This is a genomic window from Paracoccus sp. 22332 (genome assembly GCF_052045125.1).
In the GTDB taxonomy this organism is placed as follows: domain Bacteria; phylum Pseudomonadota; class Alphaproteobacteria; order Rhodobacterales; family Rhodobacteraceae; genus Paracoccus; species Paracoccus haematequi_A.
This window is the reverse complement of sequence record NZ_JBQEOI010000045.1, coordinates 1-22,100: the sequence shown is the minus strand read 5'-3', so window position 1 is coordinate 22,100 and position 22,100 is coordinate 1. Positions and strand designations below refer to the sequence as shown.

General features: G+C 62.7%; 23 protein-coding genes. 6 read left to right on the top strand and 17 right to left on the bottom strand.

Features of this window, described 5'->3' with window-relative positions; translation table 11 throughout:
* The 13 genes from istB to ACTJI6_RS20760 all read right to left on the bottom strand — a co-directional run.
* Positions 1-625, bottom strand: a 625-nt coding sequence (gene istB, locus ACTJI6_RS20820; RefSeq protein WP_440797344.1) for an IS21-like element helper ATPase IstB, incomplete at its 3' end; no start/stop codon positions are given.
* Positions 615-2,147: an IS21 family transposase gene (gene istA, locus ACTJI6_RS20815; RefSeq protein ID WP_440797346.1), complete on the bottom strand. Its 1,533-nt coding sequence runs from the start codon at positions 2,145-2,147 to the stop codon at positions 615-617. The genes istB and istA, both read right to left, overlap by 11 nt.
* A gap of 196 nt (positions 2,148-2,343) precedes the next feature.
* Entirely contained in the window at positions 2,344-3,489 is a 1,146-nt protein-coding gene (locus tag ACTJI6_RS20810) for a cation:proton antiporter domain-containing protein (protein ID WP_440803336.1), read from the bottom strand.
* Positions 3,490-3,537: 48 nt separating this feature from the next.
* Entirely contained in the window at positions 3,538-3,960 is a 423-nt protein-coding gene (trxC, locus tag ACTJI6_RS20805; RefSeq protein ID WP_440803334.1) for a thioredoxin TrxC, read from the bottom strand.
* A 52-nt stretch (positions 3,961-4,012) separates the two neighbouring features.
* Positions 4,013-4,855, bottom strand: a complete 843-nt coding sequence (locus tag ACTJI6_RS20800; RefSeq protein WP_440803333.1) for an SDH family Clp fold serine proteinase — start codon at positions 4,853-4,855, stop codon at positions 4,013-4,015.
* 5 nt (positions 4,856-4,860) lie between these two features.
* Entirely contained in the window at positions 4,861-5,589 is a 729-nt protein-coding gene (locus ACTJI6_RS20795) for a rhomboid family intramembrane serine protease (RefSeq protein WP_440803331.1), read from the bottom strand.
* Between the two features lie 41 nt (positions 5,590-5,630).
* Entirely contained in the window at positions 5,631-6,191 is a 561-nt protein-coding gene (locus tag ACTJI6_RS20790) for an NADH dehydrogenase ubiquinone Fe-S protein 4 (protein ID WP_440803330.1), read from the bottom strand.
* 1 nt (position 6,192) lies between these two features.
* The gene (locus tag ACTJI6_RS20785; RefSeq protein ID WP_037094075.1) at positions 6,193-6,813 is read right to left on the bottom strand and encodes a hypothetical protein; all 621 of its coding nucleotides are present in this window, start codon (positions 6,811-6,813) and stop codon (positions 6,193-6,195) included.
* A 211-nt stretch (positions 6,814-7,024) separates the two neighbouring features.
* Positions 7,025-7,672 (bottom strand): HdeD family acid-resistance protein, encoded by a 648-nt coding sequence (locus ACTJI6_RS20780; protein ID WP_440803329.1) that lies wholly within the window; start codon positions 7,670-7,672, stop codon positions 7,025-7,027.
* Positions 7,669-8,841, bottom strand: a complete 1,173-nt coding sequence (locus ACTJI6_RS20775; protein WP_440803328.1) for an RNA polymerase sigma factor — start codon at positions 8,839-8,841, stop codon at positions 7,669-7,671. The genes ACTJI6_RS20780 and ACTJI6_RS20775 overlap by 4 nt, the downstream gene beginning before the upstream one ends.
* A gap of 77 nt (positions 8,842-8,918) precedes the next feature.
* The gene (locus ACTJI6_RS20770) at positions 8,919-11,813 is read right to left on the bottom strand and encodes an ATP-dependent Clp protease ATP-binding subunit (RefSeq protein WP_440803327.1); all 2,895 of its coding nucleotides are present in this window, start codon (positions 11,811-11,813) and stop codon (positions 8,919-8,921) included.
* Positions 11,814-11,877: 64 nt separating this feature from the next.
* On the bottom strand, positions 11,878-13,710 hold the full coding sequence (gene ftsH / locus ACTJI6_RS20765; protein WP_440803326.1) for an ATP-dependent zinc metalloprotease FtsH: 1,833 nt from the start codon (positions 13,708-13,710) through the stop codon (positions 11,878-11,880).
* 14 nt (positions 13,711-13,724) lie between these two features.
* Entirely contained in the window at positions 13,725-14,156 is a 432-nt protein-coding gene (locus ACTJI6_RS20760) for a MarR family winged helix-turn-helix transcriptional regulator (RefSeq protein WP_024845974.1), read from the bottom strand.
* 202 nt (positions 14,157-14,358) lie between these two features.
* On the opposite strand from ACTJI6_RS20760, the gene ACTJI6_RS20755 reads away from it, so the two are divergent.
* The 6 genes from ACTJI6_RS20755 to ACTJI6_RS20730 all read left to right on the top strand — a co-directional run bounded on the left by ACTJI6_RS20755 (position 14,359) and on the right by ACTJI6_RS20730 (position 18,377).
* On the top strand, positions 14,359-14,784 hold the full coding sequence (locus tag ACTJI6_RS20755) for an Hsp20/alpha crystallin family protein (protein WP_072493527.1): 426 nt from the start codon (positions 14,359-14,361) through the stop codon (positions 14,782-14,784).
* A gap of 14 nt (positions 14,785-14,798) precedes the next feature.
* A complete protein-coding gene (locus ACTJI6_RS20750) occupies positions 14,799-15,197 on the top strand; it encodes an Hsp20/alpha crystallin family protein (RefSeq protein WP_028713488.1) in 399 nt (132 codons plus the stop codon).
* 20 nt (positions 15,198-15,217) lie between these two features.
* A complete protein-coding gene (locus ACTJI6_RS20745) occupies positions 15,218-15,709 on the top strand; it encodes an Hsp20/alpha crystallin family protein (protein ID WP_440803322.1) in 492 nt (163 codons plus the stop codon).
* Positions 15,710-15,781: 72 nt separating this feature from the next.
* Positions 15,782-16,735 (top strand): YfdX family protein, encoded by a 954-nt coding sequence (locus ACTJI6_RS20740; protein ID WP_440803320.1) that lies wholly within the window; start codon positions 15,782-15,784, stop codon positions 16,733-16,735.
* Positions 16,736-16,956: 221 nt separating this feature from the next.
* Positions 16,957-17,436 carry a phosphate-starvation-inducible PsiE family protein gene (locus ACTJI6_RS20735; RefSeq protein WP_440803319.1) on the top strand — a complete coding sequence of 160 codons (480 nt, stop codon included), beginning with the start codon at positions 16,957-16,959 and terminating at the stop codon, positions 17,434-17,436.
* Positions 17,433-18,377, top strand: a complete 945-nt coding sequence (locus tag ACTJI6_RS20730) for a zinc metalloprotease HtpX (RefSeq protein ID WP_400176413.1) — start codon at positions 17,433-17,435, stop codon at positions 18,375-18,377. Before ACTJI6_RS20735 ends, ACTJI6_RS20730 begins: the two co-directional genes overlap by 4 nt.
* 144 nt (positions 18,378-18,521) lie before the next feature.
* Here ACTJI6_RS20730 and ACTJI6_RS20725 read toward each other — a convergent pair whose 3' ends face one another.
* Genes ACTJI6_RS20725 through tnpA form a run of 4 tightly spaced genes read right to left on the bottom strand, consistent with a single transcriptional unit; the run spans position 18,522 to position 21,383 of the window.
* On the bottom strand, positions 18,522-19,091 hold the full coding sequence (locus tag ACTJI6_RS20725; protein ID WP_440803318.1) for a plasmid pRiA4b ORF-3 family protein: 570 nt from the start codon (positions 19,089-19,091) through the stop codon (positions 18,522-18,524).
* Complete coding sequence (gene tnpC, locus ACTJI6_RS20720) at positions 19,088-20,614, bottom strand: IS66 family transposase (RefSeq protein ID WP_440803316.1); 1,527 nt, start codon at positions 20,612-20,614, stop codon at positions 19,088-19,090. Before tnpC ends, ACTJI6_RS20725 begins: the two co-directional genes overlap by 4 nt.
* A gap of 59 nt (positions 20,615-20,673) precedes the next feature.
* Entirely contained in the window at positions 20,674-21,021 is a 348-nt protein-coding gene (gene tnpB / locus ACTJI6_RS20715; RefSeq protein WP_440803315.1) for an IS66 family insertion sequence element accessory protein TnpB, read from the bottom strand.
* A complete protein-coding gene (gene tnpA, locus ACTJI6_RS20710; protein WP_440803313.1) occupies positions 21,018-21,383 on the bottom strand; it encodes an IS66-like element accessory protein TnpA in 366 nt (121 codons plus the stop codon). The genes tnpB and tnpA overlap by 4 nt, the downstream gene beginning before the upstream one ends.
* Between the last annotated feature and the right edge of the window lie 717 nt (positions 21,384-22,100).

The window sequence follows — 22,100 nt, the reverse complement described above, 5'->3', positions numbered from 1 at the left end:
CGCTGAAGCTGAGGTTGGTGGTGATGATGACGCTGGTCCGCTCATAGAGCTTGCTCAGCAGATGGAAGAGCAGCGCCCCGCCCGAGGCGCTGAAGGGCAGGTATCCCAGTTCATCGAGGATCACGAGATCGAGGCGGGTCAGGCTTTCGGCAATCTGCCCGGCCTTTCCCTTGGCCTTTTCCTGTTCCAGGGCATTGACCAGTTCGATGGTGGAGAAGAAGCGGACCTTGCGGCGGTGATGCTCGATGGCCTGGACGCCGAGGGCGGTTGCGATGTGGGTCTTCCCCGTGCCCGGGCCGCCGATCAGGACGATGTTCTGGGCCCCGTCCATGAACTCGCAGCGGTGGAGTTGCCGGACTGTGGCTTCGTTGATCTCGCTGGCTGAGAAGTCGAAGCCCGAGAGGTCCTTGTAGGCGGGGAAGCGTGCGGCCTTCATGTGATAGGCGATGGAGCGGACCTCGCGCTCGGCCAGTTCGGCTTTCAGCAGTTGAGACAGGATCGGCACGGCTGCGTCAAAGGCCGGCGCCCCTTGCTCGATCAGGTCCGTCACGGCCTGCGCCATGCCATGCATCTTCAGGCTGCGAAGCATGATGACGATGGCGCCGCTGGCAGGATCATGACGCATGACGGCCTCCTGCAGCTTGGGTGCGCAGGCCGTCATAGCGCTCCACATTGGCCTTTGGCTCACGGCGCAGGGCCAGGGCCTGCGGGGTATCGAGGGGCGGCCCGCCAATGACCTTGCCATCGACCAGCCGGTGTAACAGGTTCAGCACATGGGTCTTGGTCGCCACGCCCTCGGCCAGGGCCAACTCCACCGCCGTCAGCACGGCCTGTTCGTCGTGCTGAAGAACCAGGGCAAGGATGTCGACCATCTCCCGATCACCGCCGGGTTTGCGCAGCATCTGCTCCTGCAACTGCCGGAAGGCAGGCGGGAACTCGGCAAAGGGCGCGCCATTGCGCAACGCCCCGGGCTTGCGCTGAAGAACAGCCAGGTAATGCCGCCAGTCATAGATCGTCCGCGGTGGCAGCTTGTGGCTGCGCTGGATGATGCGGCAATGTTCGCACAGGATGTTGCCCTCGGCCGCCACGACCAGCCGGTCCGGATAGATCCGCAGGCTGACGGGTCGGTTCGCAAAGGATGCCGGAACGCTGTAGCGATTGCGCTCGAAGCTGATCAGGCAGGTGGGCGAGACGCGCTTGCTGAGTTCGATGAAGCCGTCAAAGGCCGGCGGCAACGGCATCAATGCGGCCCGCTCCTCAGCCCAGACATCGGCGATGGTGCCGGGCAGCGTGCCGTGCGGGGTCTCTTGCCACACCTCCAGGCAGCGCTGTTCCAGCCAGGTGTTCATCATGGCAAGGTCGGGAAAGCCCGGCATCCCTTGTAAGACCTGATGGCGGGAGTCCTGAACGTTCTTCTCGACCTGTCCCTTCTCCCAACCCGCTGCCGGATTGCAGAACTCCGGCTCGAAGACATAGTGGTTGGCCATGGCGAGGAAGCGGAGGTTGACCTGCCGCTCCTTGCCACGGCCCACACGATCCACTGCCGTCTTCATGTTGTCGTAGATGCCGCGTTCAGGCACGCCGCCGAACACACGGAACGCGTGCCAATGGGCATCGAACAGCATCTCGTGGGTCTGCAGCGGATAGGCGCGCAACAGGAAGGCCCGGCTGTGCGACAGCTTGATATGCGCCATCTGAAGCTTGGTGCGCTCGTCCGTCAGATGGCCGTAGTCTTCGCTCCAGTCGAACTGGAAGGCCTCTCCCGGTCGGAAAGACAGCGGAACGAAGGTGCCGCGGCCCGTGGTCTGCTGTTCCCGCTGGCGATCTGTGCGCCATTGCCGCGCAAAGGCCGCAACCCGGCCGTAGGAGCCGGTGAAGCCCAGCTTGACCAGATCGGCATGCATCTGCTTCAGCGTCCGCCGCTGCTTGCGCGACTTGCCGGCCTCCGTCTTCAGCCAGCCGGCCAGCTTCTCGGCGAAAGGATCAAGCTTGCTCGGGCGATCCGGCGTGGCGAACTTCGGCTCGATCGTGTCTGCCGCCAGGTGCTTCGTAATCGTGTTGCGCGACAAACCGGTGCGCCGCGCGATCTCGCGGACCGACAGCTTCTGCCGCAAGTGCATGCGTCGAATGATGTTCAAAAGTCCCATGTGGATCACTCCCGTTACCCCCGCCGCTCATCGCTTTGGGGAAAGGTTCACATGGCTCAATTCTCAGTGGAAATTACGAGCCTATCCGGCTCAGTTCTGGGTGGAAATCAACACTCCGACTACAGCGTCATGCGGGATCAGGCTCGGGCGTGCTCTCAGTAATCTGAGAAATATAGTTGTCTTGATGTTGACCACACTAAACCTTTAGCCCCGCCCATCTGACCATAACACTCCCGGCCAGCATGCTCATGCCAATCGCGAGGAGTAAAGGACCAGCGAATTCCTCTGCAACAATGCCCGATGTCGAGGAAGCCGACAGCAGCATCAGGCTGAATTCTCCTCCGTGGGCCAGAATGATCCCAGTCCTCCATGCGGTCTGAAGCGACTCGCCGAATATTCGGGCGACGACCAAAACAATCAGCGTCTTGCCCGCGAAAATGATCGCGAGCCAGCTCAGCACGACTGGCCACGCATACGGGATGATCCAGAGTGGCAATTGCGTTCCGATGCCGACGAAGAATATCCCGACAAACAGATCGCGGAAAGGCCGTATCTCGTTCTCGACAGCATGGCGCGCGTCACCCTCGCCGATGATCATCCCGGCCGCGAATGCGGCGAGTGCCGGAGAAAGGCCGGCGGTGGCCGCGACAATCGCAGACCCTAATGCAATGGTGAGCGCGAGAAGCTGGGCAAGTTCCGGATCGCCACGCGACGCTACCCAACGGGCCAGCAACTGTAACGGGCCACGGGCAATGAACAGAGCTGCAACCAATGCCGTTGCACTGGCGACGACCGTTATCACGCCATACCCTTCGGCGGCTCCGCTCATCGAATCGTGCAGAAGCAGGAATGCGACAGCTGCCAAGTCTTGAAACAGAAGCACCGCAATGGCCAGGCGTCCTTGGGCCGATCCCAAAGCGTGCGCGCTTGCGAGCACCTTGAGGCACATGGCCGTGGATGACATGGCAACGGCCCCGCCGATGAGGATTGCGGGGACGGGCGCGAGATCGAAGATCAGACTCGCTATCAACGATACCGATATCGTGGTGACTCCAACCTGCGCGGCTCCAAGACCGAAGACATGCTTCCTGAGCGTTACGAGCTTCTCGAACGAGAATTCCAGGCCAAGAGCGAACAGCAGGAGTACCACTCCGATCTCGCCGATGCTGCTGAGGGCAGCGTTTTCGGCAATCAGGCCGAGGCCGGCAGGTCCGATGACTATGCCGGCAAGAATGTAACCGACAATGCTGGGCACGCCGATCCGTGAACATATCGTCACGAGCACGAACGCGGCAAAGACCAACAAGGCCGCACTTTCGACAAATCCGGTCACGCCATGCATGTTCTTCTCCTGATGGCATGGCGCAGGGAAGGCCAATACCTGTAAACTCTAGACGTGCGAGCGCGCCCACTGCGCTATCTGCGCGGCAGGCATTGCACCGCTCGTCCTCGCGATTTCCTTGCCGCTCCTGAACAGGATCATGGTGGGGATGCCGCGGATCCCGTAGCGGCCGGCAATCTGCTGTTCGGCCTCGGTGTCGAGCTTGCCCAGGCGGACATGGGGTTCGAGCGACTGCGCCGCCGCCTCGAATTGGGGCGCCATCATCTTGCATGGCCCGCACCACTCAGCCCAGAAATCGACCAGCATTGGCAGTTCGGCATTCGCGTGGCGGTCAAAATTAGCCGCGGTGAGCGTGACGGGCCTGCCTTGAAAGAGAGGCGCGCCGCAGCGTCCGCAATTGGGATTATCGGTCAGGCGCTCTTGCGGCACTCTGTTGGTGGAGTTGCAGTGCGGGCAAGCGACCGTGGGCATCCTGTATCCTTTCGTTGACGATCCGGGCTCGGCGGCCGAATGATGCAAGCGTTCAGCGCGTGGATATGGCGCGGCGGGCCTCTCGCTGCCGCGGCTCGGGCAGGTATTCCACGCCACCGCCCTGGCGCCGAACCGGCTGCGGATAGAGCGTCATCAGCTCCAGTATTTCCTCGGGCATGTCCGTTCCGACGGGCAGGCCCATGTCGTGGGCCTCTTCGGCAGAGATGGGATAATCGTGGGTCCAGGTGCCTGTCGCCAGCTTCGCCGCCAGCGCCGCCGCGCGGTTCTCGTCCATCTTGTCGGACAAAAGACGTTTCGCGAATGCCTCGATCTGCGCAATGGCCTTGCGACCGACGTCGGCCATGATGAGAGTCTGGTCGTCGATCTCGGCGATGGGTTTCTCCTCGACGACTTTGAGGAGCGAGGCAGCAGGCAACTGGCCAAGCTGCGGATCGACGGGTCCCAGCACGGAATGCTCGCACATCACGATTTCGTCGGCGGCAAGCGCGATTAACGTGCCGCCCGACATCGCGTAATGCGGCACGAACACGGTGACCTTGCCCTTGTGGCCCTGAATGGCGCGGGCAATCTGGGTCGCCGCCAGCACAAGGCCGCCCGGTGTATGCAGCACGATGTCGAGTGGCACTTCATCGTCGGTCATCTGGATCGCGCGCAGGACTTCTTCTGAATCATTGACGTCAATGTAGCGCATCAAGGGGAATCCCAGCAGGTTCATCGTCTCCTGCCGATGGATCAGCAGGATGACGCGACTGGCACGCTTCTTCTCGATACTGGCGATCTTGCGTGCGCGCATCGCCTCAAGATATCTGCGCTGCAGAGCCGGCTGCAGCGCCGAGAAGATGAAGAACAGCCAGAAAAGCTGCGTTACGTCCATGGACCTTATCCTCCTTCCCGTCGGCCATCCGGCAGAAAGCCATAGATGCCCTCGTCGCGATAATAGTGGCGATAGACGTCGGCGCGCCTTCGCAGGAGTGGCGTTACAAACCAACCGGCGAGAAACCCGCCGATATGCGCCCACCAGGCAACCCCGCCCGTGGCCGGATCGCTGCCGAGCGACAGGAAAACGGGAACGACCTGCATGACGAACCAGATCATCGCGAAAATGACCGCGCGCACTTCGAAGAAGAGGGGAATGACCAGGATCGGCACGATCACGACCAGCCGCGCCGCCGGAAACATGCGTGCGTAGCAACCGATCACGCCCGCGATGGCCCCCGATGCGCCAAGCGCGGGAACGACTGAGTGGGGGTTCGCCAGCGCGTGAGCCAGTCCGGCCGCCACACCACAGAACAGATAGAACAGTGTGAATCTACCCGGTCCGAGCCGATCTTCGACGGCGGGGCCGAAGATCCAGAGCGTCCACATGTTCAAGATGAGATGCACCCAGCCCCCGTGCAGGAAGATGTTGGTCAGGAACGGGGTCCAGTCGGACGGGGCGACGAGGCGGAGCTGACCGAAGACGCGCGACGGCACCAGCGCGAAGTCGAACAGGAACCGGTTGAGCGCACGCGGCGGCAAGCCGCTCTGGTAGAGGAAAGCGAGAAGGCTGATCCCGACGACTGACCAGACGGCCACGGGGGGTATCTGCGAGCAACGGTATCGGCCCATGGAAACATCTCATTTCCCCGAGCGCATGCAGCTGGCCGTCATCACGTCGTCTTTCTTGCAATTGCCACACCCGTCCACGCCGGAGGATCAGAGGCGGGGAAGGATTCGAGCGAGGCTTCGAGGACCGGATCGAAACTCTCCCTGTCGCTGGTAGACGGGTCGGCCGTGCTCTCATGCTGGACGCCTCTTGAGAGGCGGCGATCGGGGCGGAACGGGACCCGGAAGGCTCCCGGAGCATCGACGCCCTTGTGCAGCCGGTGGCGCGTCTCCCCCGCCCACGGGTTCGCCATCCGGGCCCCCCCAGCGTCCTCGCGCACGACATAATGCCAGTCCTGCCGCTCTGCGAAGTCCACGGCGCTGTCGCGATCCGGAAACTTCAGCCGGATCGGACGATAGGGATCGCCGCTTGCCGTCCATCCCATCAGCGGCTCGATCTGCGGCGGCCGGGACGGCTCGAACTCGAGAACCCAGTAGCTGGGCCGGGGCGCCGATGTCATCGCGGAACGCGCCGGGCGGTAGATGATCGCGGTCGGCACGTCCCAGGATGGCAGATCGGTTCCGGGAATTTTCGGCGGGAATGGTGGACGATTATGGCCGCGCATATCAGTTCTCCCGGGTGTCGGTGGATACGAGAAGGTGACGTTCGAGATCGTCGAGTTTTTCCATTCGCCTCGAATTCAGGCGAACGGCGCGTTCGGTGTTCTGCGAAGGAAAGGCAGCAGCGTGCAGGACGTCCGACCGCATCGCTATCGTAAGATCGGCGACGGCATTCATCACGCCCTCTCCGTCCCCGTCCGAGAGCGTGCCGTCAGCAAAACCGGACTGCAAGCTCTCTAGTACCTGCTCGAAGCTGGACACGACCCCTGCACTCGCGACCACAGCAAGCTTGTGGCTGAGAACACGCAGTTCATCGATCAGCTTCGCATCGTGCCTTGCGGTTTCCACGATCTCTGCGACCTTCTCGATGCAGGCCATGTAAATGTCGCATTGCTGCTGGAGGATGATGACCCTTCCTTCCTTGCGAAGCTCGAGATCGGTCTGGCGATTGAGAAGCGCCGCGGTCAGAATGATCGTCACGACAGCGCCGAGGAAGATGAGCGTCATCTCCTGCGCGAAAGGCAGTATGTCTTCGGCAAGATACATCGAACGAAAAACGAAAACGATGCCGATGCCCAAGGCAGCGGCCGCAGCAGCAAATGCCAAGTCAGGCAGGCGGTTCGACATCAGCACCTCGCATTTTCGGTGTCAGGTGGCATGCACGGCTTTGCATCGGCGTCCGGCGCCTCTGCGTCCCGGTGCCGCAGGAAGATTGGCGTCGGACCGCTGCCGAACGGATTGAAGCCGGTGCTCAGGCAACGGTCGAAGATCGTTTCGTCCCATCGGGTGAAATCGTGCTCCTCGCCGGCAAGTCGCCCGTCATCCACCACAGGGCACCTCACGCCTTTGCCGATGGGGGAGCGTCATCGAAGGCCGCACCGTCCGAACGATCCGCCTTGCGAAGCCGTAGCCCGAGGAGGATCATCATCACCCCGAAGACCGCGGCGTAGAAGCCGATCAGCCAGCCGAGCGCGAGGAAGCTTTCGACCGGGCGCGTCAGCAGCATCCAGGTCACGACGACACCGAGAACGACCGAGAGAAGGCCGCTCAGGATCAGCCAGATTTCGCCGTTGATTTCCTTTCGCAGGCGGATCGCTGCCGCGATCTCGAGGGCACCCGAGAACACGGACCAGAAGGCGATGCTGGCCCAGAGGAATGTCGCAAGCACAAGCGTCGCCACGAACGGCGAGAAGACCACGACGACCCCCGTGGCGATCCCCAGAATGCCGCTGAACATCAGCCAGCCCCAGCGATCGCCCCCGCGGATGTTGCGGACGGCGGCGACGAGGCCGAACACGCCATCGGCGAAGGCGAAAGCGCCGAAGACCAGCGTCAGAGCAAGCAGCGACTCCGCAGGCATGAGGAAGGCGAGAACCGCGATCACCAGCGCCAGGACACCGCGCAGCACGAACAGCCACCAGTTCCCGGACAGGCTGCACAGCATGTCCTGCATCGTGTCGGATTGGTTTGCAGAGGTTGTCGTCATTGGTCCATCTCCTGTTTAGGTTTCAACTCAGTAGTGCCGATTGTCTCCGCGCCGGCCAGGGCGGCCGCCACGCGACGGCGGTCCTCGACCGGTTGAGGCAGACACTGCGTCCGGGCAATTTCCTTTTCCACGGGCGCGCGCCCCGATGCCTCGCCGATCAACCCGGCTTCGACCAGCGTGCCGCGCAGTGTCTCCGCCGCGTTCTCTGCAATCTTCAACACTTCCGCCTCAGTGAGACCCAGGAGGTGCGCCGTCTCCGCGATCGTGGCGTCTTCCAGGTACATCCGATACAGGACGCGGCGCTCGACCGGAGCAAGATCTGCGATAGCCCGGTGCAGTGCCATGGCGATATCATGACGATCCACTTCGGTCTCGGGGTCTGTACCGCCGTCGTCGGCGATGAGGTCCTCCAGCATCAGCACTTCGTCGGGCTGGTAGAACTCGAACATCGCCTGATCCGCCTCGGTCGGATCCTCCGCCGGGGCCTCGGGTTCCGCCTCGATGGAGGCGGCATCCTCAGGCACGGCGCGGCGGGCGGCGCGGGATTCTTCCTCGATGGTCTCAAAAGCCAGCCGTTTCAGCCAGTCGCCGACGGAAAACTCCGAAGGCCGATCCTCGAAGCGGGCCAGCCCCTTGAGGATCGTCGCATCGAAGAGACCGCGAACGCTCAGATATCCCTTCGGTACCGATCCGCTACACTCGAGATAGGTCAACTCGCGCCTGACGGTGTCATAGATCGTATCGAGATGATCCTCGATCAGGTCGAAGAAGAGTTGGCGCCGGTCCGCTTCCGCCGCATCCCGCGCGGGCGGCAGCGGGGCGCCGATCCGGCGCCGGCGGGCGGGACGCTTGTATTCAGACTCGTGCTTGAGGCGCGCCACATGCCGATCGACCTGGTGGCGCAGGTCGGCAAAGGCCTTGCGCAGGACAGGCTCGATCTCGAATCCATCTTCCCGCGCCGCGATCACGCCCGACGGCAGTTGCAGGCGCAGGCTGACCTGGATGCGCGTCTTGCCCCTCGTCTGCGAGGCAACGACTTCGAGCCGGACCAGATCCTCGCGAAAGCGCGCAAGGTGCGGTTCAAGTTGCCGCACCTCTTCCTCGATGACCTCAGGCGCGCGCTGTTGGCCGTGCCGGTCGAGATTGCGGAATGATCTGATGACGTTCATGCCGTGGACCTTCCTATAACTCTCCGAAGAGATGGCCCGGCGCGACCGATATCGCGCCGGGCCAGTCTTTTGCGCTGTCACTCGGCGGACTTGTCGTCCTTGGACTGCACCTCATCCCCAACGCTGGGCGTCAGAGCGTCCGCCTTGTTATCGGCAACTGCGCTGGACTCGCCGATCCCGGCTTGGGCCGGATCGTCCGGGCTGTCGTCACCGGTGTCCCTTGCCATCTTTTCGAACACGACCTTCTGTTCGTCCGCTGACCAGGCGACGCGGACCTTGTCACCATCCTCGATCCGCCCCGAGAGCAGTTCGCGAGCCAACTCGGTCTCCAACTCCGACCGGATCAGCCGGCGCAGCTCGCGGGCGCCGAATTCGGGGCGGAAGCCGGCCGCGCCGAAGTGATCCACGACGCTCACGTCGAATTCGAGTTCGACGCCCTGGGTAAGGGCGGTCCGCTTCACCCGGTTGAGCTGCAACTCGACGATCTGGCGGATCTCCGACTGATTCAGCGAATGAAAGACGATGATCTCGTCGATCCGGTTGATGAACTCTGGCCGGAAATGACCGCGCAACACCTCCATCAGTTCGGATTTCTGCTTGGCCTCGTCGAACTCCCTGGTGCCGCGTTTCGTAAGGTTGCGCTGGATGATATCCGAACCGAGGTTCGAGGTTGCGATGATGATGGTGTTGGTGAAGTCCACCACGCGGCCCTTGCCATCTGTCAGGCGGCCATCGTCGAACACCTGAAGCAGGATGTTGTAGACATCCGGATGCGCCTTCTCGATCTCGTCGAGCAGCACCACCGAATAGGGCCGGCGGCGCACCTTCTCGGTCAGTTGCCCGCCTTCGTCGTATCCGACGTAGCCCGGAGGTGCGCCAACCAGCCGGGCAACCGAGTGGCGCTCGCCATACTCCGACATGTCGATACGGATCATCGCATCCTGGTCGCCGAAGATCACCTCGGCGAGCGTCTTGGCCAGTTCCGTCTTGCCAACCCCGGTTGGCCCGAGAAACAGGAAGGTCGCAGTCGGACCGGAACCTTCGCGCAGACCCGCACGCGCCAGGCGCACCGCATCGGCCACGGCGCGGATCGCTTCTTCCTGGCCGATGACGCGCTCGTGCAGCTTCTCCTCGAGCTTGAGGAGCTTGTCCTTCTCCTCGGTGGTCAGCTCCGTGACCGGAACGCCGGTGATCTTGGAGACGATCTGCGCGACGTGATCGGCGCGCACCTCGGCGGTCGCCGAAGCCTGGTCGCGCTTCCAGATTTCCAGAAGCTCGTCCAGTTCCTTCTGCTTCTGCTCCAGCTCCTTCTTCAGTTCCGCTGCCCGGTCGAATTGCTTGCGGGCTGCGGCATAGTCCTGTTCGCGCTTGATCTGCGCGACCTCGGCTTCCAGCTCCTGGACGTCCACGGGGCGCGCCGTGGCGCTGATCTTCACCCGCGCGGCTGCCTGATCGATCAGGTCGATCGCCTTGTCGGGCATGAAGCGACCGGTGATATAGCGATCCGAAAGCTCCGCGGCGGCGATGATGGCCTCGTCGGTGATCGTCACCTTGTGGTGCGCCTCCAGCGTGTCGCGCAGGCCGCGCAGGATCATGATGACCTGAGCTATCGTGGGTTCCTCGACATAAACCGGCTGGAACCGTCGCTCGAGCGCCGCGTCCTTCTCGATGTATTTCTGGTACTCGTTGAGCGTCGTCGCGCCGATCAGGTTCAGCTCGCCCCGCGCCAGCGCCGGCTTGAAGGTGTTGGCGATGTCGAGACCACCTTCGCCACCGCCTTGGCCGGCGCCGACGATGGTGTGGATCTCGTCGATGAACAGGATCAGGCTGTCCTTCTCCTCGGTGATCTCCTTGAGGATCTTCTGGACTCGCTCCTCGAACTCGCCGCGATACTTCGACCCGGCCACCATCGAGTTGATGTTGAGCTCGACCAGCCGCTTGTCGCGCAGCGCCTCGGGCACTTCGCCCGCGACGATCCGTTGTGCAAGTCCCTCGACGATGGCGGTCTTGCCCACGCCGGGCTCGCCGATCAGCACCGGGTTGTTCTTTTTCCGGCGGGCCAGCACTTCGATCGTCGTCTCGATCTCGCGGGCGCGGCCGATGACGGGATCGAGCTTGCCCTCGCGGGCGAGCTTCGTCAGGTCACGGCTGAACTGGTCAAGATCGGGCGTGCTGGAAGGCGCCTCCACGCGGCCTTCCTCGGCACCCTTGCCCACGACCTTGGTCACCTGCTGGCGAAGCGCCTGCGGCGTCAATCCGTATTTGCGCAGGATCGACGCGGCCAGGCCATCACCTTCCTCGGCAAGGCCGATCAGAAGGTGCTCGGGACCGACATAGGAATGGCCGAGTTCGTTCGAGGCGATGAAGGCCCGGTTCAGCGCGTCCTTCAGGCGAGGACTGACGCCGATTTCGCCTTCCGTCTTGGCGTCTCCACGCTTCGCTTCCTTGTCGATCTGGCGCCGCAGATCGTCCACATCGACCTTGAACTGCTCCAGGATCGTCTTGACGACGTCAGACGCGGTCAATGCCAGAAGCAGATGTTCGGTATCGACCTCGCTGCGCCCGAATTCCCCGGCCTTCTGTGCGGCATCCTGCAGCAGCTTGTTGCCCTGTTCGCTCAGCCGGTCGGCGATGGTGCGTCCGCCGCCGCGCCGCGATCCACGCCGCGGCGCGCCCTCGCCGAAAGTGGCGTCGACGACAGCGTCATCGCCGTCACCCATGGAGCCGAGCGTGCCGCCTCGCAGCGGACTGTCACCAAAGAGGCTGCCGAAACCGCTCTCGCCGAAGAATTCGTCAAGAAGCGAACGCCGTCCGAACAGGGACTCCAGCGGCGAGGCGCTGCGCCCCGACCGGCGCGCCATTTCGCTGTAATGCTGATCGCACAGCTCCATGTTCTGAACTTTGCCGTTCACCGAGGCGCGCACGCGCGCCGTCGCCGGGCGACCGCAAATATCGCAAGCTCCGTTTGCCATTCGTCTTCTCCGTTTTCATTATCCAGTCAGGGTTGTTCGCCGATCATCTGCGCCAGTGACAGTGTCACGCAGCGACCGCTTCCGTTCGTTTCAGCTTGGACCCAATTGCCACAAGATCGGGCTCGTCCAGGGTCTCTCGTTGCAGGAGATCCTGCGCCGATTGCTCGAGAAGATCCAGATTGGATTCAAGAAGGGTGAGAGTGCGCTTGAACACGCCATCCACGATGTCGCGCACCTTTAGGTCCATTCGCTCGGCCGTGGCCTCGCTGTAGCGGCGGTTGAGCCAGGACGCCTGATCGCCGGTGCCGAGAAAGCCGGGCCGATCGGTGTCGTAGCTGACATGCCCGAGGTCTTCGTCCATCCCGTACCGCGCGACCATGGCGCGGGCGATGTCGGTCGCCTTGACCAGATCGTCCGCCGCCCCAGTCGAGACATGATCGTAGATGATCTTCTCTGCCGCGCGCCCGCCAAGCAGGACTGCGATCTTGTTCTCGAGTTCCTCCCGCGTCATCAGGAAGCGGTCCTCGGTCGGGCGCTGGATGGTGTAGCCGAGCGCGCCAATCCCGCGCGGTATGATCGAGACCTTGTGCACCGGGTCCACCCCCGGCAGAGCCATCGCCACCAGCGCGTGCCCCATCTCATGATGCGCCACGATCTCGCGTTCGCGCGGATTGAGCACGCGGTTCTTCTTTTCCAACCCGGCGATGATGCGTTCCACCGCATTGTTGAAGTCGTCCATCGTCACCGCATCAGCCTTCCGCCGCGTGGCGAGCAATGCTGCCTCGTTGACGAGATTGGCGAGGTCCGCCCCGGAAAAGCCGGGAGTAAGCGCTGCGACCTTCTCGGCATCGACGTCCGGGGCGAGCTTCACCTTCTTCATGTGCACGCCCAGGATCTGGATGCGCCCCTTCTTGTCGGGCCGATCCACCAACACCTGCCGGTCGAAGCGGCCCGCGCGCAGAAGCGCGGGGTCGAGGATCTCGGGTCGGTTGGTGGCGGCCAGGAGCACGATGCCCACTGAAGGGTCGAAGCCGTCGAGCTCGGTCAGAAGCTGGTTCAGCGTCTGCTCACGCTCATCATGGCCACCGGCGATCTGGCCGGAGGAGCGCGCCCTCCCAAGAGCGTCGAGTTCGTCGATGAAGATGATTGCCGGGGCCGATTTCCGGGCCTGCTCGAAGAGGTCGCGCACCCGTGCGGCACCGACGCCCACGAACATCTCGACGAACTCGGAGCCCGAGATCGAAAAGAAGGTCACGCCCGCCTCGCCTGCCACCGCGCGCGCCAGAAGCGTCTTGCCGGTGCCCGGCGGCCCGACGAGCAATATGCCTCTGGGGATATGTGCGCCCAGCTTTCCGTATTCGGCGGGGTTCCTGAGGAACTCCACGACCTCCTCGAGCTCGGCCTTGGCCTCGTCCACACCGGCCATGTCGGCGAAGCTGACGCCGGTTTCTTTTTCCATGTAAACCTTGGCCTTGCTGCGGCCGACCTGCATGAAGCCGCCAAAACCCTGCTTGTCGGCGAACTTGCGGAACAGCAGCATCCAGATTCCGAAGAAGACAAGCGCTGGCGCCACCCAGGAAATCAGTGTGCCGAAAAAAGTATTCTGAGGAACGCCCGTGATCTCGACGCCGGAGCGGTCGATCCGCTGCAGGATCGCGGGATCCACGACCGTCGTCACGAACTGGCTCTTGCCGTCGACGGGTTCGGTGAAGGTGCCGGTGATGGTGTCTGACCCGACCGCGACCGACGCGACCCTGCCGTCCTCGAGATAGGTTTCGAATTGGCTGTAGCTGATGGGAGCCACGGATTGCCAGCCGGCGATCAGATCCTGGATGAAGATCACGGCTATGAAAGCCACCACCCAGTACCAGATGTTATATTCGGTCTTCCTTTCCATGCCGCTTGTCCCTTTCACTGGCGCCCGAGCCGCGCCCTGATCCGCTCGAGCAGCGCCAGCAGGATGCGCCTTTCGTCTGCCGACAGATCCTGCAGGATTTCATGTTCGAGCGCCGATTGCCGCGGCGCGAGTTCCTCCAGCATCGCCCGGGCCTTCGACGTTGCGGTGACGATCTGCGACCGCCTGTCGTCGAGCGAGGGCGACCGCTCGACCCAGCCGCCCCGGACCATGCGATCGACGAGCTGGCCCGCAGTGGCCCGGCCCACCTCCAGCCGCCCGGCCAGATCGCCGATGGTCAGCCCGGGCGAATCCTCGACATGTGCCGCCCCCATCCAGGACAGGCGGGTCAGGCCGCTGTCGCCAATCTCGTTGTCGATCCGCTGCTGGATGAGCTGCGCGACCCGGTGGATTGTCGTCCCGATCAGGGCGAGATCAGAAGTGATCAAGGGTATCTTTCCTCCGTCTGCATGAGAAACAGGATAGACCGCACTCCATCCAAAGTGCAATGCACGCATCATATATGCTTGCATAATAAATGGAACCGCCTATCTTGATGGGTGGTCTCCGAACCGACATCCAGCCGGCACCGTTGCCCGGTCCCTCCATGCCGACGGTTCGGGGGCATCGATCAGCAACAGGAGGCCAGTAATGCTCTACCCGACATATCTGCGCCGCAGCGATCCCTTTGCGCTGATGCGCTCCATGATGCGCGATCTCGACCGCGGTTTCTGGCCGCCGGCCCGCGCGGCGTTCCCGGCGGTGAATGTCTGGCAAGGCCCTGAGGCCGTTGCCATCGCCGCTGAACTTCCCGGCATCGAACCGGGCGACATTGAAATTTCGGTCAAGGACAACGTCCTGACGCTTTCGGGCGAACGCAAGGCGCCCGAGGTTCCCGACGGTGCGCGCTGGCACCGCAACGAACGCAGTTTCGGCAGGTTTTCCCGCACTATCCGCCTGCCGTTCGCGGCCTCGGATGACAAGGTCGAGGCGAGGATGACGAACGGCGTATTGCGGATCGTCATCTCCCGGCCCGAGGAAGAAAAGCCGAAGAAAATCGAGATCAAGGCAGCCTGAGAGGAGCTGGAACGATGAGCACCGACATCACGCAAGCCGCCGAAAAGACGCCGACCGACTCGCCCGAGACCACCGGCGGCGGACGCATCTACCGCCCGTTGACCGATATCGTCGAGACCGATCAGGGTGTCTCCATGATGCTTGAAATGCCTGGGGTCGCCGCCGATGCGGTCGAGATCACACTCGAAAATCGTGTGTTGACGATCCGCGGCAAAGTTGACCCGGTGCGGCCGGAAAACCTCGAACTTGCCTATGCCGAATATGGCGAGGGCGATTTCGAGAGGGCCTTCACGCTTTCCGAGGACTTCGACCCCAACAGGATCGAAGCCGAGATGCGCGGAGGTGTCCTCACCCTGACGCTCCCCCGAGCCCCTGAAGCGCAGCCGAAAAAGATCGCCGTCAAGGGCGCCTGAAAACCGAAGGAGACACCATCATGCAGATCAAGGACCTGATCCCCTGGGCGCGCAAGGACGGCGCGCCAGACGCCAAGAGCAGCGAAGACAGCCCGATCGCGACGCTCCAGCGCGAAATGAACCATGTGTTCGAGAACTTCTGGAACCGGGTCGGTCAGTTCGAATGGCCCTGGGGCAGCGGCGAGGCGAAATCCGACGTGGTCGAGACCGACAACGCGATCGAAGTGTCGATCGAGCTGCCGGGCATGGAGATGAAGGACATCGAGGTGACGGTCAACAATGACATGTTGACTGTGAAGGGGGAGAAGAAGATCGAGCGCCAGGAGGAGAAAAAGGGATACTACCTCTCCGAGCGCAGCTACGGCGCGATCTACCGGACAATTCCGCTCCCCCCCGGTGTGGATGGCGAAAAGGCGCAAGCCTCCTTCAAGAACGGGGTTCTGACGATCAAGCTGCCCCAGACTCCCGAGGCGCAAGCCAAGGTCAGGAAAATCGCGGTCAAGGAGGCCTGATCCGGGCATTGATCGTGCCAACTCTGCGGCGAAACCGCCGTAGAACCAATCAAAGCCGAAAGGAACAGACTGATGAAACTCAGGAATCTTTACGCGGGAACAGCTTTGGCCCTGCTGATTGTCAGCGCCGGCCCTTCCTGGTCTCAGGATACGGCTCAGGCGGAAGCTGAAGCGCAGGCGGTCAACCGGGAGCAGGTCGAAGAGAGCGTGACCGCCGAAACCGATTCACAGCTCGCCGATAAACGCACCGCCGTGATCCAGGAGGCGGTCGACGCGCTCCATGAAACGAACGCTGCGATCGCCGCGATCGAGAAGGGCGATATAGATGCGGCGATTGCTGCGCTCGCGTTGGCCACGGGGAAGCTCGAGACCGTCGTCGCGCGTGAACCGGATCTCGCTTTGGCGCCCGTACGGATCGATCATATCACCTATGACGTTCTGGGCAGCGTCGAAGCCGTCCGAGAACTCGGCAAACAGATCGAGGACTTGGTCGACGATGGGAAGTTCCAGGAAGCGAGACCGCTGCTGAGCGGGTTCGCGTCCGAGGTTGTCATCCGGACAACCAGCCTTCCGCTTGCGACCTATCCCGACGCGATCCTTGCAGCGACGGCACTGCTTGATGACGGAAAGACCGACGAAGCAATGACGGTACTCAACGCCGCACTGAGCACCCAGGCGGTGACCGACACAGTGGTCGCCCTGCCTCCGCTCAGAGCCGTAGCGATGATCGAGAAGGCCAAAGCTCTGCTCAATGACGACGGTGAGGCGGCAAACGACAAGGCCGCTACTGAAGATAAAGCCGCTACTGAAGATGCCGATCTGACGGCCGCCGACTATGTTGAGGCGGCACGCCAGGAACTCAAAATCGCCGAAGCGCTCGGCTACGGCCGCGAAAGCGATTTCGAGGATCTGCATGAGGCGCTGGATGAGTTGGACCGTCAGATTGAGGCGCAGGAGGATACCGGAGGGATCTTCGAAACGATTGCGACCCGGTTCGAGGAACTTCGAACGCGCATCTTCAACTAAAAGAGAACCTCTAATGGAGCCCCGCCGCAAACGAGACCAGCGGCGGGGCTCTTTCGCAGGAAGACTGAGGAACGATCGATAGTCTGGGCCCAGAGTCCCGGTTCTCGACACATAACAATTGGTTCCTGGCTCCATCGCAGGTAAAGAATTCCCGAATGATCCCGGTCTGCGGCGAAGCCAGGGAGAGCTTGTCTATTCGGGGGGAACTTCGAGGGGTACTGATGAAAGACCTGAAACCATCCGGGCTGACCCGTGAACAATGGTCGGCGATGACGCTCTACGAGAAGTTCGAGCAAGTTGTCATCTTCGTCCTCAGCGTCATCATTGCGGCGATCGTCGTGGCGTCGGTCTGGGCGCTGACGCGCGAAGTCGTGAACCGCTTGGTTCTGGGGGCATTCGACACTCTCGACTACGCCACCTTCCAGGTGGTGTTCGGCATGATCTTCACTGTGGTGATCGCACTCGAGTTCAAGCGCTCCCTTCTTGTTGCGACCGAACGCAGCTTCGGGATCCTCCAGGTCCGCACGATCGTGCTGATCGCGCTCCTCGCCATCGCGCGCAAATTCATCATCCTGGACCTCGGCGAGACGGAATCATCCAAGATTGCCGCACTCGCGGGCGCGGCGCTTGCGCTCGGCGCTGTCCACTGGCTGGTGCGCGATCAGGACCGGCGCGAACTCGGAGGCCACGAGACGCGATGACCGCGGCCTCCGCCAGCCACCGCCTGCTCAATTTCGTGCAATCGGCGCTGCTGCTCGGGCTCATGGCCGCGATCGCCTGGATCGCGGTGACAGCGATCGTCGGACCCGAGACCGGTCTCCTCATGGCGCTCGCGATGGTCGGGGGTCTCCTGTTTGCGCCCGCGCTGCCACGCCGGCTGCTCCTCTCGGCCTATCAGGCGCAGCGGCTCACCGGTCGTGATGCCCCCAGTCTCGTCGCGGCCCTGGCCGAACTCGCCCGCAGGGCCGGGCTGCAGCGCGCGCCGGCGCTTTATCGCGTGCCGAGCCGGCTGCCGAACGCCTTCGCCCTGGGCAGTCCCGAGGACAGCGCCATCTGCGTCACCGACGGGCTGCTCGACCTGCTCGACGGCCGAGAACTCGCCGCGGTTCTGGCGCATGAGATCGGGCATATCGCCAACCGCGACCTGTGGATCATGAGCCTCGCAGACATGATGTCGCGCCTCGTCTCGCTGGCAAGCTGGCTCGGACAGTTGCTTCTACTCCTCAACCTGCCTCTGGTCCTGGCAGGCATGGTCCATGTGCCTTGGCATGTCGTGATTCTCCTTGTCTTCGCGCCCACCCTCATGGCGCTGGTCCAACTCGGCCTTTCGCGGACGCGCGAGTACGACGCCGACCGCGCCGCCGCAGAGCTGACCGGCGATCCGGAGGGGCTCGTGCGCGCGCTCGTCAAGCTCGAACGCCGGGTCGGTCGGTTCTGGGAGGAGATCCTTCTGCCCGGCCGCCGCATTCCGGAGCCCTCGTTGCTCAGGACGCATCCCCCGACCGAAAGCCGAATCCGCCGCCTCCGGGACCTGGTCATGGGGCGCACGAGCCCGATTCCCGCCCTTGTCGGCTACCCGACCACAAGGATACCGCTGGGAGGGAGACCGCCTCGGTTCCATCGCCTTGGGCTCTACTGGTAGGCCTGCAGGGAAGCTGGATCGCCCAGGAGAACGGCGACCTGTCAGAAGGCAGGTCTTCCAGAGAAGGTTGGATATCAGGCCCATTCCCTCCGCCACTTGCCCCAGCGAAAGCGTTCTCCTGATGTAACCGTCCGGTGAAGCCGCTCAGGTGGTTCTCGGCTTCCATTTCTTTGCAAGCTTGAGAACATCGAGGCGGAGCTCATCAGCGTCCGGGAGATGTGGATCGAACGGCTCGCCCGCCCATTCCGTCAGTTCTTCGTGGTCAGGATGTTTGGGGTTGCTGATGGCGCTGAGGAAGTTCTCGTATCCGGGCAGGCCGCCGACGTCCTCGGGAGGGCATTTTCCGATGACGTCGAGCAAGCGGGGATAAAGGTTGCCCGGTATCGGGTCACCGATGATCGTTGCCTCGATCAGATGAACCCAGTGATCTCCGAAGTCATAAACATAGCGGATTGGGGTTGTTCCGGCGGCGTCAATGATATCGGCCAGCCTGGCTTTGGCGACCGGCAACGCGTCGGTGCCGAAGTCCGGGTCTGGCAGGCTCCAGCGGGCCTGACCTGCCATGAACTCGTAGAGATGGCAGTTCTCCCATCCCATCGCCCCCTGGATAACCAGGTGCAATCTGTCGAGGCGGATGTCGGTCGGCACTTCAAGGGTCCGCGACACGACGGGAGCAATGCCTTCGAGGGTGATCTTCAGATGAGCGATGGTCATGTCGGCAAGGGGTCCTTCTTGATGCCAGCCCGCCAACGCCACGGCAGCAGGTCGTCGATGCGCGTGATCTTGTAGTCCGGAATGCAGGCCAGCGTATCGGCCAGCCAAGCCTGAGGATCGACGTCGTTCAGCTTGGCGGTTTCGATCAAGGTGTAAGCAATGGCCGCAGCGCGGCCGCCGGTCTGGGAGCCGACGAAGAGATAGTTCTTCCTTCCGACAGCAACTGACCTCATTGCCCGCTCTGCCGTATTGTTATCCAGCTCCAGAATGCCGTGGTCGAGATATGATCGGAGCCGCTTCATGCGGGTCAAGGCGTAGCGTATCGCAACTGCCAGTGGCGATTTGCCGGATATGCTGGACAGTTGGGCATTCAGCCAGGCTTCGAGACCATCGAAGATCGACTTCGCGCTGGCTTGTCTGATCTCGACGCGCCTATCTGGCGGCAATCCTCGCGCCTCCTTCTCGACAGCATAGAGCTGCGCAATGCGCCAGATGGCTTCGTCGGCGATGGCCGATCCCTGAGCTCTGTGGACGTCGACGAACTTGCGCCGGACATGGGCCATGCACGCGATCTCGTGGATGTCGCTGGACCGATAGATGTCCTCGAACCCGGCGTAGCCATCGGCATGCATCCAGCCTCGGTAACCTGCGAGATGATCCTTGGGGTGCTGGCCCTTCCGATCGGGCGAGAACCGATACCAACTGGCGGGCGGGGCATCGCTGCCCCAAGGCCGCTCGTCGCGCCCATAGGCCCACAGCCGCGCCGTCGCGGTCTTGCCGGTGCCGGGCGCCAGCATCTTGACCGGCGTGTCATCCGCAAAGATTGCCTGTCCGTCCAGCACATGCCGCCCGATGGCATCGGCGAGCGGTTCCAGAAGCGCAGTGGACTTGCCGACCCAATCCGCCAGCGTCGAGCGGTCAAGGTCGAGCCCCTCGCGCTCAAAGATTTTGCTCTGGCGATAGAGCGGCAGATGGTCGGCGTATTTGGAGACAAGAACATGCGCCAGCAGGCCGGGGCCGGGACGGCCACGCTCGATCGGGCGGGATGGCAGAGGGGCCTGTGTGAAGGCCTCGCAGCCGGAACAGGCCAGGCGGGGACGGACGATCCGGTTCACGATAAACCGGCCGGGAACATACTCCAGCTCTTCGGTCACATCCTCGCCGAGGCGGCGAAGGGTTCCGCCGCAGCGGGCACAGTCCTCGTCGCCGGTGGTCAGTTCTATCTCCTGGCGCGGGATGTGATCGGGGATGGGACGGCGCTTCGGCTTGTCCTTCTCTTCCTCGTCCGGCAGGCGCAGTTTTGCAGTCATCTTGGCGATACAGATCTCGGTTGCCTCGAGCGCCAGTTGAAGCTGCTCGATGGTCTCCGACGACGTGCCAAAGCGATGGCTTTGGTGACCGGCGAGTTGGTGACGCAGCTTCTCTATCAGTATCGCCTGCGACTTTACTTCTGCCAGCAGAAGCGCTGTGAACCGCCGCAGTTCCTCGGGGTCTTCGGGTAGGGATTTGGCCACATCCAGCATGGCCAATCATACCAAGACAAGGGCGAAACCGGAATCCTGAACGTGCTGTCGCGCCCGGTTTATCCGGCCTTGAGCGGCCTCCAGCTACGCCGCGGCAGGCGCCAGTCGATCCCTTCCAGCAGCATCGCCAACTGCGCCGGCGTCAGCGCAACCTTGCCCTCCTTCGCCGACGGCCACACGAACCCACCCTTCTCCAGGCGCTTGCTGAACAGGCATGCGCCCTGGCCGTCCCACCAGATGATCTTGATCAGATCACCGCGCCGACCGCGGAAGACGAACATGTGTCCGGCGAACGGGTCCTGCTTCAGCACTGTCTCCGCCTGTGCCGCAAGTGTCGTGAACCCGCGCCGCATGTCTGTCACGCCTGCCGCCAGCCACACGCGGGTGTTTGCCGGGACAGGGATCATCCGGACAGGCCCCGGATCAGCCGGGCCAGCGCCTCCGGATCATAGGCTCCGCTGATCCGCAGTCGGTGGCCACCCGCTGTATCGATCTCGATCATGCCTGCCGCAGGCACCGGACCGGCGGCGGCTCCGTCATCGTCGTGCATGTGCCGATTGACGATCTCGACGGGAAGGAAACAGGCCTCATCCGGCTCCGCCGAGGGCTCCGGCGCATAGCGCGGGTCGCGCAACCACTTGAAGATCACGTTGGCATTCATCGCATAACGCTGCGCCACCCGCGCAACGGACACGCCCGGTGCCGTCGTCTGCGAACAGATCGACCGCTTCTCCTCGTCCGTCCAAAGCCGCTTCGTCCGACGCGCCATCACGCACCCACAGTGTCCACTATCCCATGGTGGACACTATCGATCACCCTCTATGCGCGGCAGAGCAGCGACGCCGGACGCTTACCTCCTGATCCGGCTGCGGCAGGATTTTCTCGTTGTTTTGGAGGGTTATGCGGGTGGGGCTGAGCACTGGCCCCGGTGCGCGGTGGCCCGGAAGCGGTCTCTCAGGGCCAGCATTCTCCGGACCTGATGACTGCGCCAATTTGGTGAATAACTTGCAAGATATTGAAATCACTTGTTAGTTTTGGATCGTGTTCCAGACACTTCGACGACGGGGGTGTTCGTTAGATGGAACTGAAATCAAACCCACCGCATCGCAACGCAAACGCATGCTACCAAGCGCGCGGAGAAGGTCTTCTTGAAGCGGCCCTCCGGCGCGGCCCACTTCCGGCTTGAGGCAGCCCCCGCACCAGCTCTTGCGGCTTGTGCTCAAACATAAGCGGCTGCTATTCGTACCACATCCCCCGACCGGAGTGAGTACCCTTGAGATACATCGATTCAGCATCTCGAAACACGTCTGACGTCCTCGGTGAATGGCTCGCCAGCTTCAACCCTCTGGCTGTCGGCGCGCTACGTTGGCAAACGGGATACTGTTGATTTCCACCCAGAACTGAGCCGGCATTTCCATCGAGAAGTGAGCCACCTCTGACTATGGATTTCCGGTCATTCAGTGGTCAAGGCGTGATTGTTCTCCTT

What these genes read in the sequence shown, in the direction of transcription:
- istA (WP_440797346.1), bottom strand. Translation starts at nt 2,147, where the DNA reads ATGGGACTTTTGAACATCATTCGACGCATGCACTTGCGGCAGAAGCTG.
- ACTJI6_RS20810 (WP_440803336.1), bottom strand. Translation starts at nt 3,489, where the DNA reads ATGCATGGCGTGACCGGATTTGTCGAAAGTGCGGCCTTGTTGGTCTTT.
- trxC (WP_440803334.1), bottom strand. Translation starts at nt 3,960, where the DNA reads ATGCCCACGGTCGCTTGCCCGCACTGCAACTCCACCAACAGAGTGCCG.
- ACTJI6_RS20800 (WP_440803333.1), bottom strand. Translation starts at nt 4,855, where the DNA reads ATGGACGTAACGCAGCTTTTCTGGCTGTTCTTCATCTTCTCGGCGCTG.
- ACTJI6_RS20795 (WP_440803331.1), bottom strand. Translation starts at nt 5,589, where the DNA reads ATGGGCCGATACCGTTGCTCGCAGATACCCCCCGTGGCCGTCTGGTCA.
- ACTJI6_RS20790 (WP_440803330.1), bottom strand. Translation starts at nt 6,191, where the DNA reads ATGCGCGGCCATAATCGTCCACCATTCCCGCCGAAAATTCCCGGAACC.
- ACTJI6_RS20785 (WP_037094075.1), bottom strand. Translation starts at nt 6,813, where the DNA reads ATGTCGAACCGCCTGCCTGACTTGGCATTTGCTGCTGCGGCCGCTGCC.
- ACTJI6_RS20780 (WP_440803329.1), bottom strand. Translation starts at nt 7,672, where the DNA reads ATGACGACAACCTCTGCAAACCAATCCGACACGATGCAGGACATGCTG.
- ACTJI6_RS20775 (WP_440803328.1), bottom strand. Translation starts at nt 8,841, where the DNA reads ATGAACGTCATCAGATCATTCCGCAATCTCGACCGGCACGGCCAACAG.
- ACTJI6_RS20770 (WP_440803327.1), bottom strand. Translation starts at nt 11,813, where the DNA reads ATGGCAAACGGAGCTTGCGATATTTGCGGTCGCCCGGCGACGGCGCGC.
- ftsH (WP_440803326.1), bottom strand. Translation starts at nt 13,710, where the DNA reads ATGGAAAGGAAGACCGAATATAACATCTGGTACTGGGTGGTGGCTTTC.
- ACTJI6_RS20755 (WP_072493527.1), top strand. Translation starts at nt 14,359, where the DNA reads ATGCTCTACCCGACATATCTGCGCCGCAGCGATCCCTTTGCGCTGATG.
- ACTJI6_RS20750 (WP_028713488.1), top strand. Translation starts at nt 14,799, where the DNA reads ATGAGCACCGACATCACGCAAGCCGCCGAAAAGACGCCGACCGACTCG.
- ACTJI6_RS20745 (WP_440803322.1), top strand. Translation starts at nt 15,218, where the DNA reads ATGCAGATCAAGGACCTGATCCCCTGGGCGCGCAAGGACGGCGCGCCA.
- ACTJI6_RS20740 (WP_440803320.1), top strand. Translation starts at nt 15,782, where the DNA reads ATGAAACTCAGGAATCTTTACGCGGGAACAGCTTTGGCCCTGCTGATT.
- ACTJI6_RS20735 (WP_440803319.1), top strand. Translation starts at nt 16,957, where the DNA reads ATGAAAGACCTGAAACCATCCGGGCTGACCCGTGAACAATGGTCGGCG.
- ACTJI6_RS20730 (WP_400176413.1), top strand. Translation starts at nt 17,433, where the DNA reads ATGACCGCGGCCTCCGCCAGCCACCGCCTGCTCAATTTCGTGCAATCG.
- ACTJI6_RS20725 (WP_440803318.1), bottom strand. Translation starts at nt 19,091, where the DNA reads ATGACCATCGCTCATCTGAAGATCACCCTCGAAGGCATTGCTCCCGTC.
- tnpC (WP_440803316.1), bottom strand. Translation starts at nt 20,614, where the DNA reads ATGCTGGATGTGGCCAAATCCCTACCCGAAGACCCCGAGGAACTGCGG.
- tnpB (WP_440803315.1), bottom strand. Translation starts at nt 21,021, where the DNA reads ATGATCCCTGTCCCGGCAAACACCCGCGTGTGGCTGGCGGCAGGCGTG.
- tnpA (WP_440803313.1), bottom strand. Translation starts at nt 21,383, where the DNA reads ATGGCGCGTCGGACGAAGCGGCTTTGGACGGACGAGGAGAAGCGGTCG.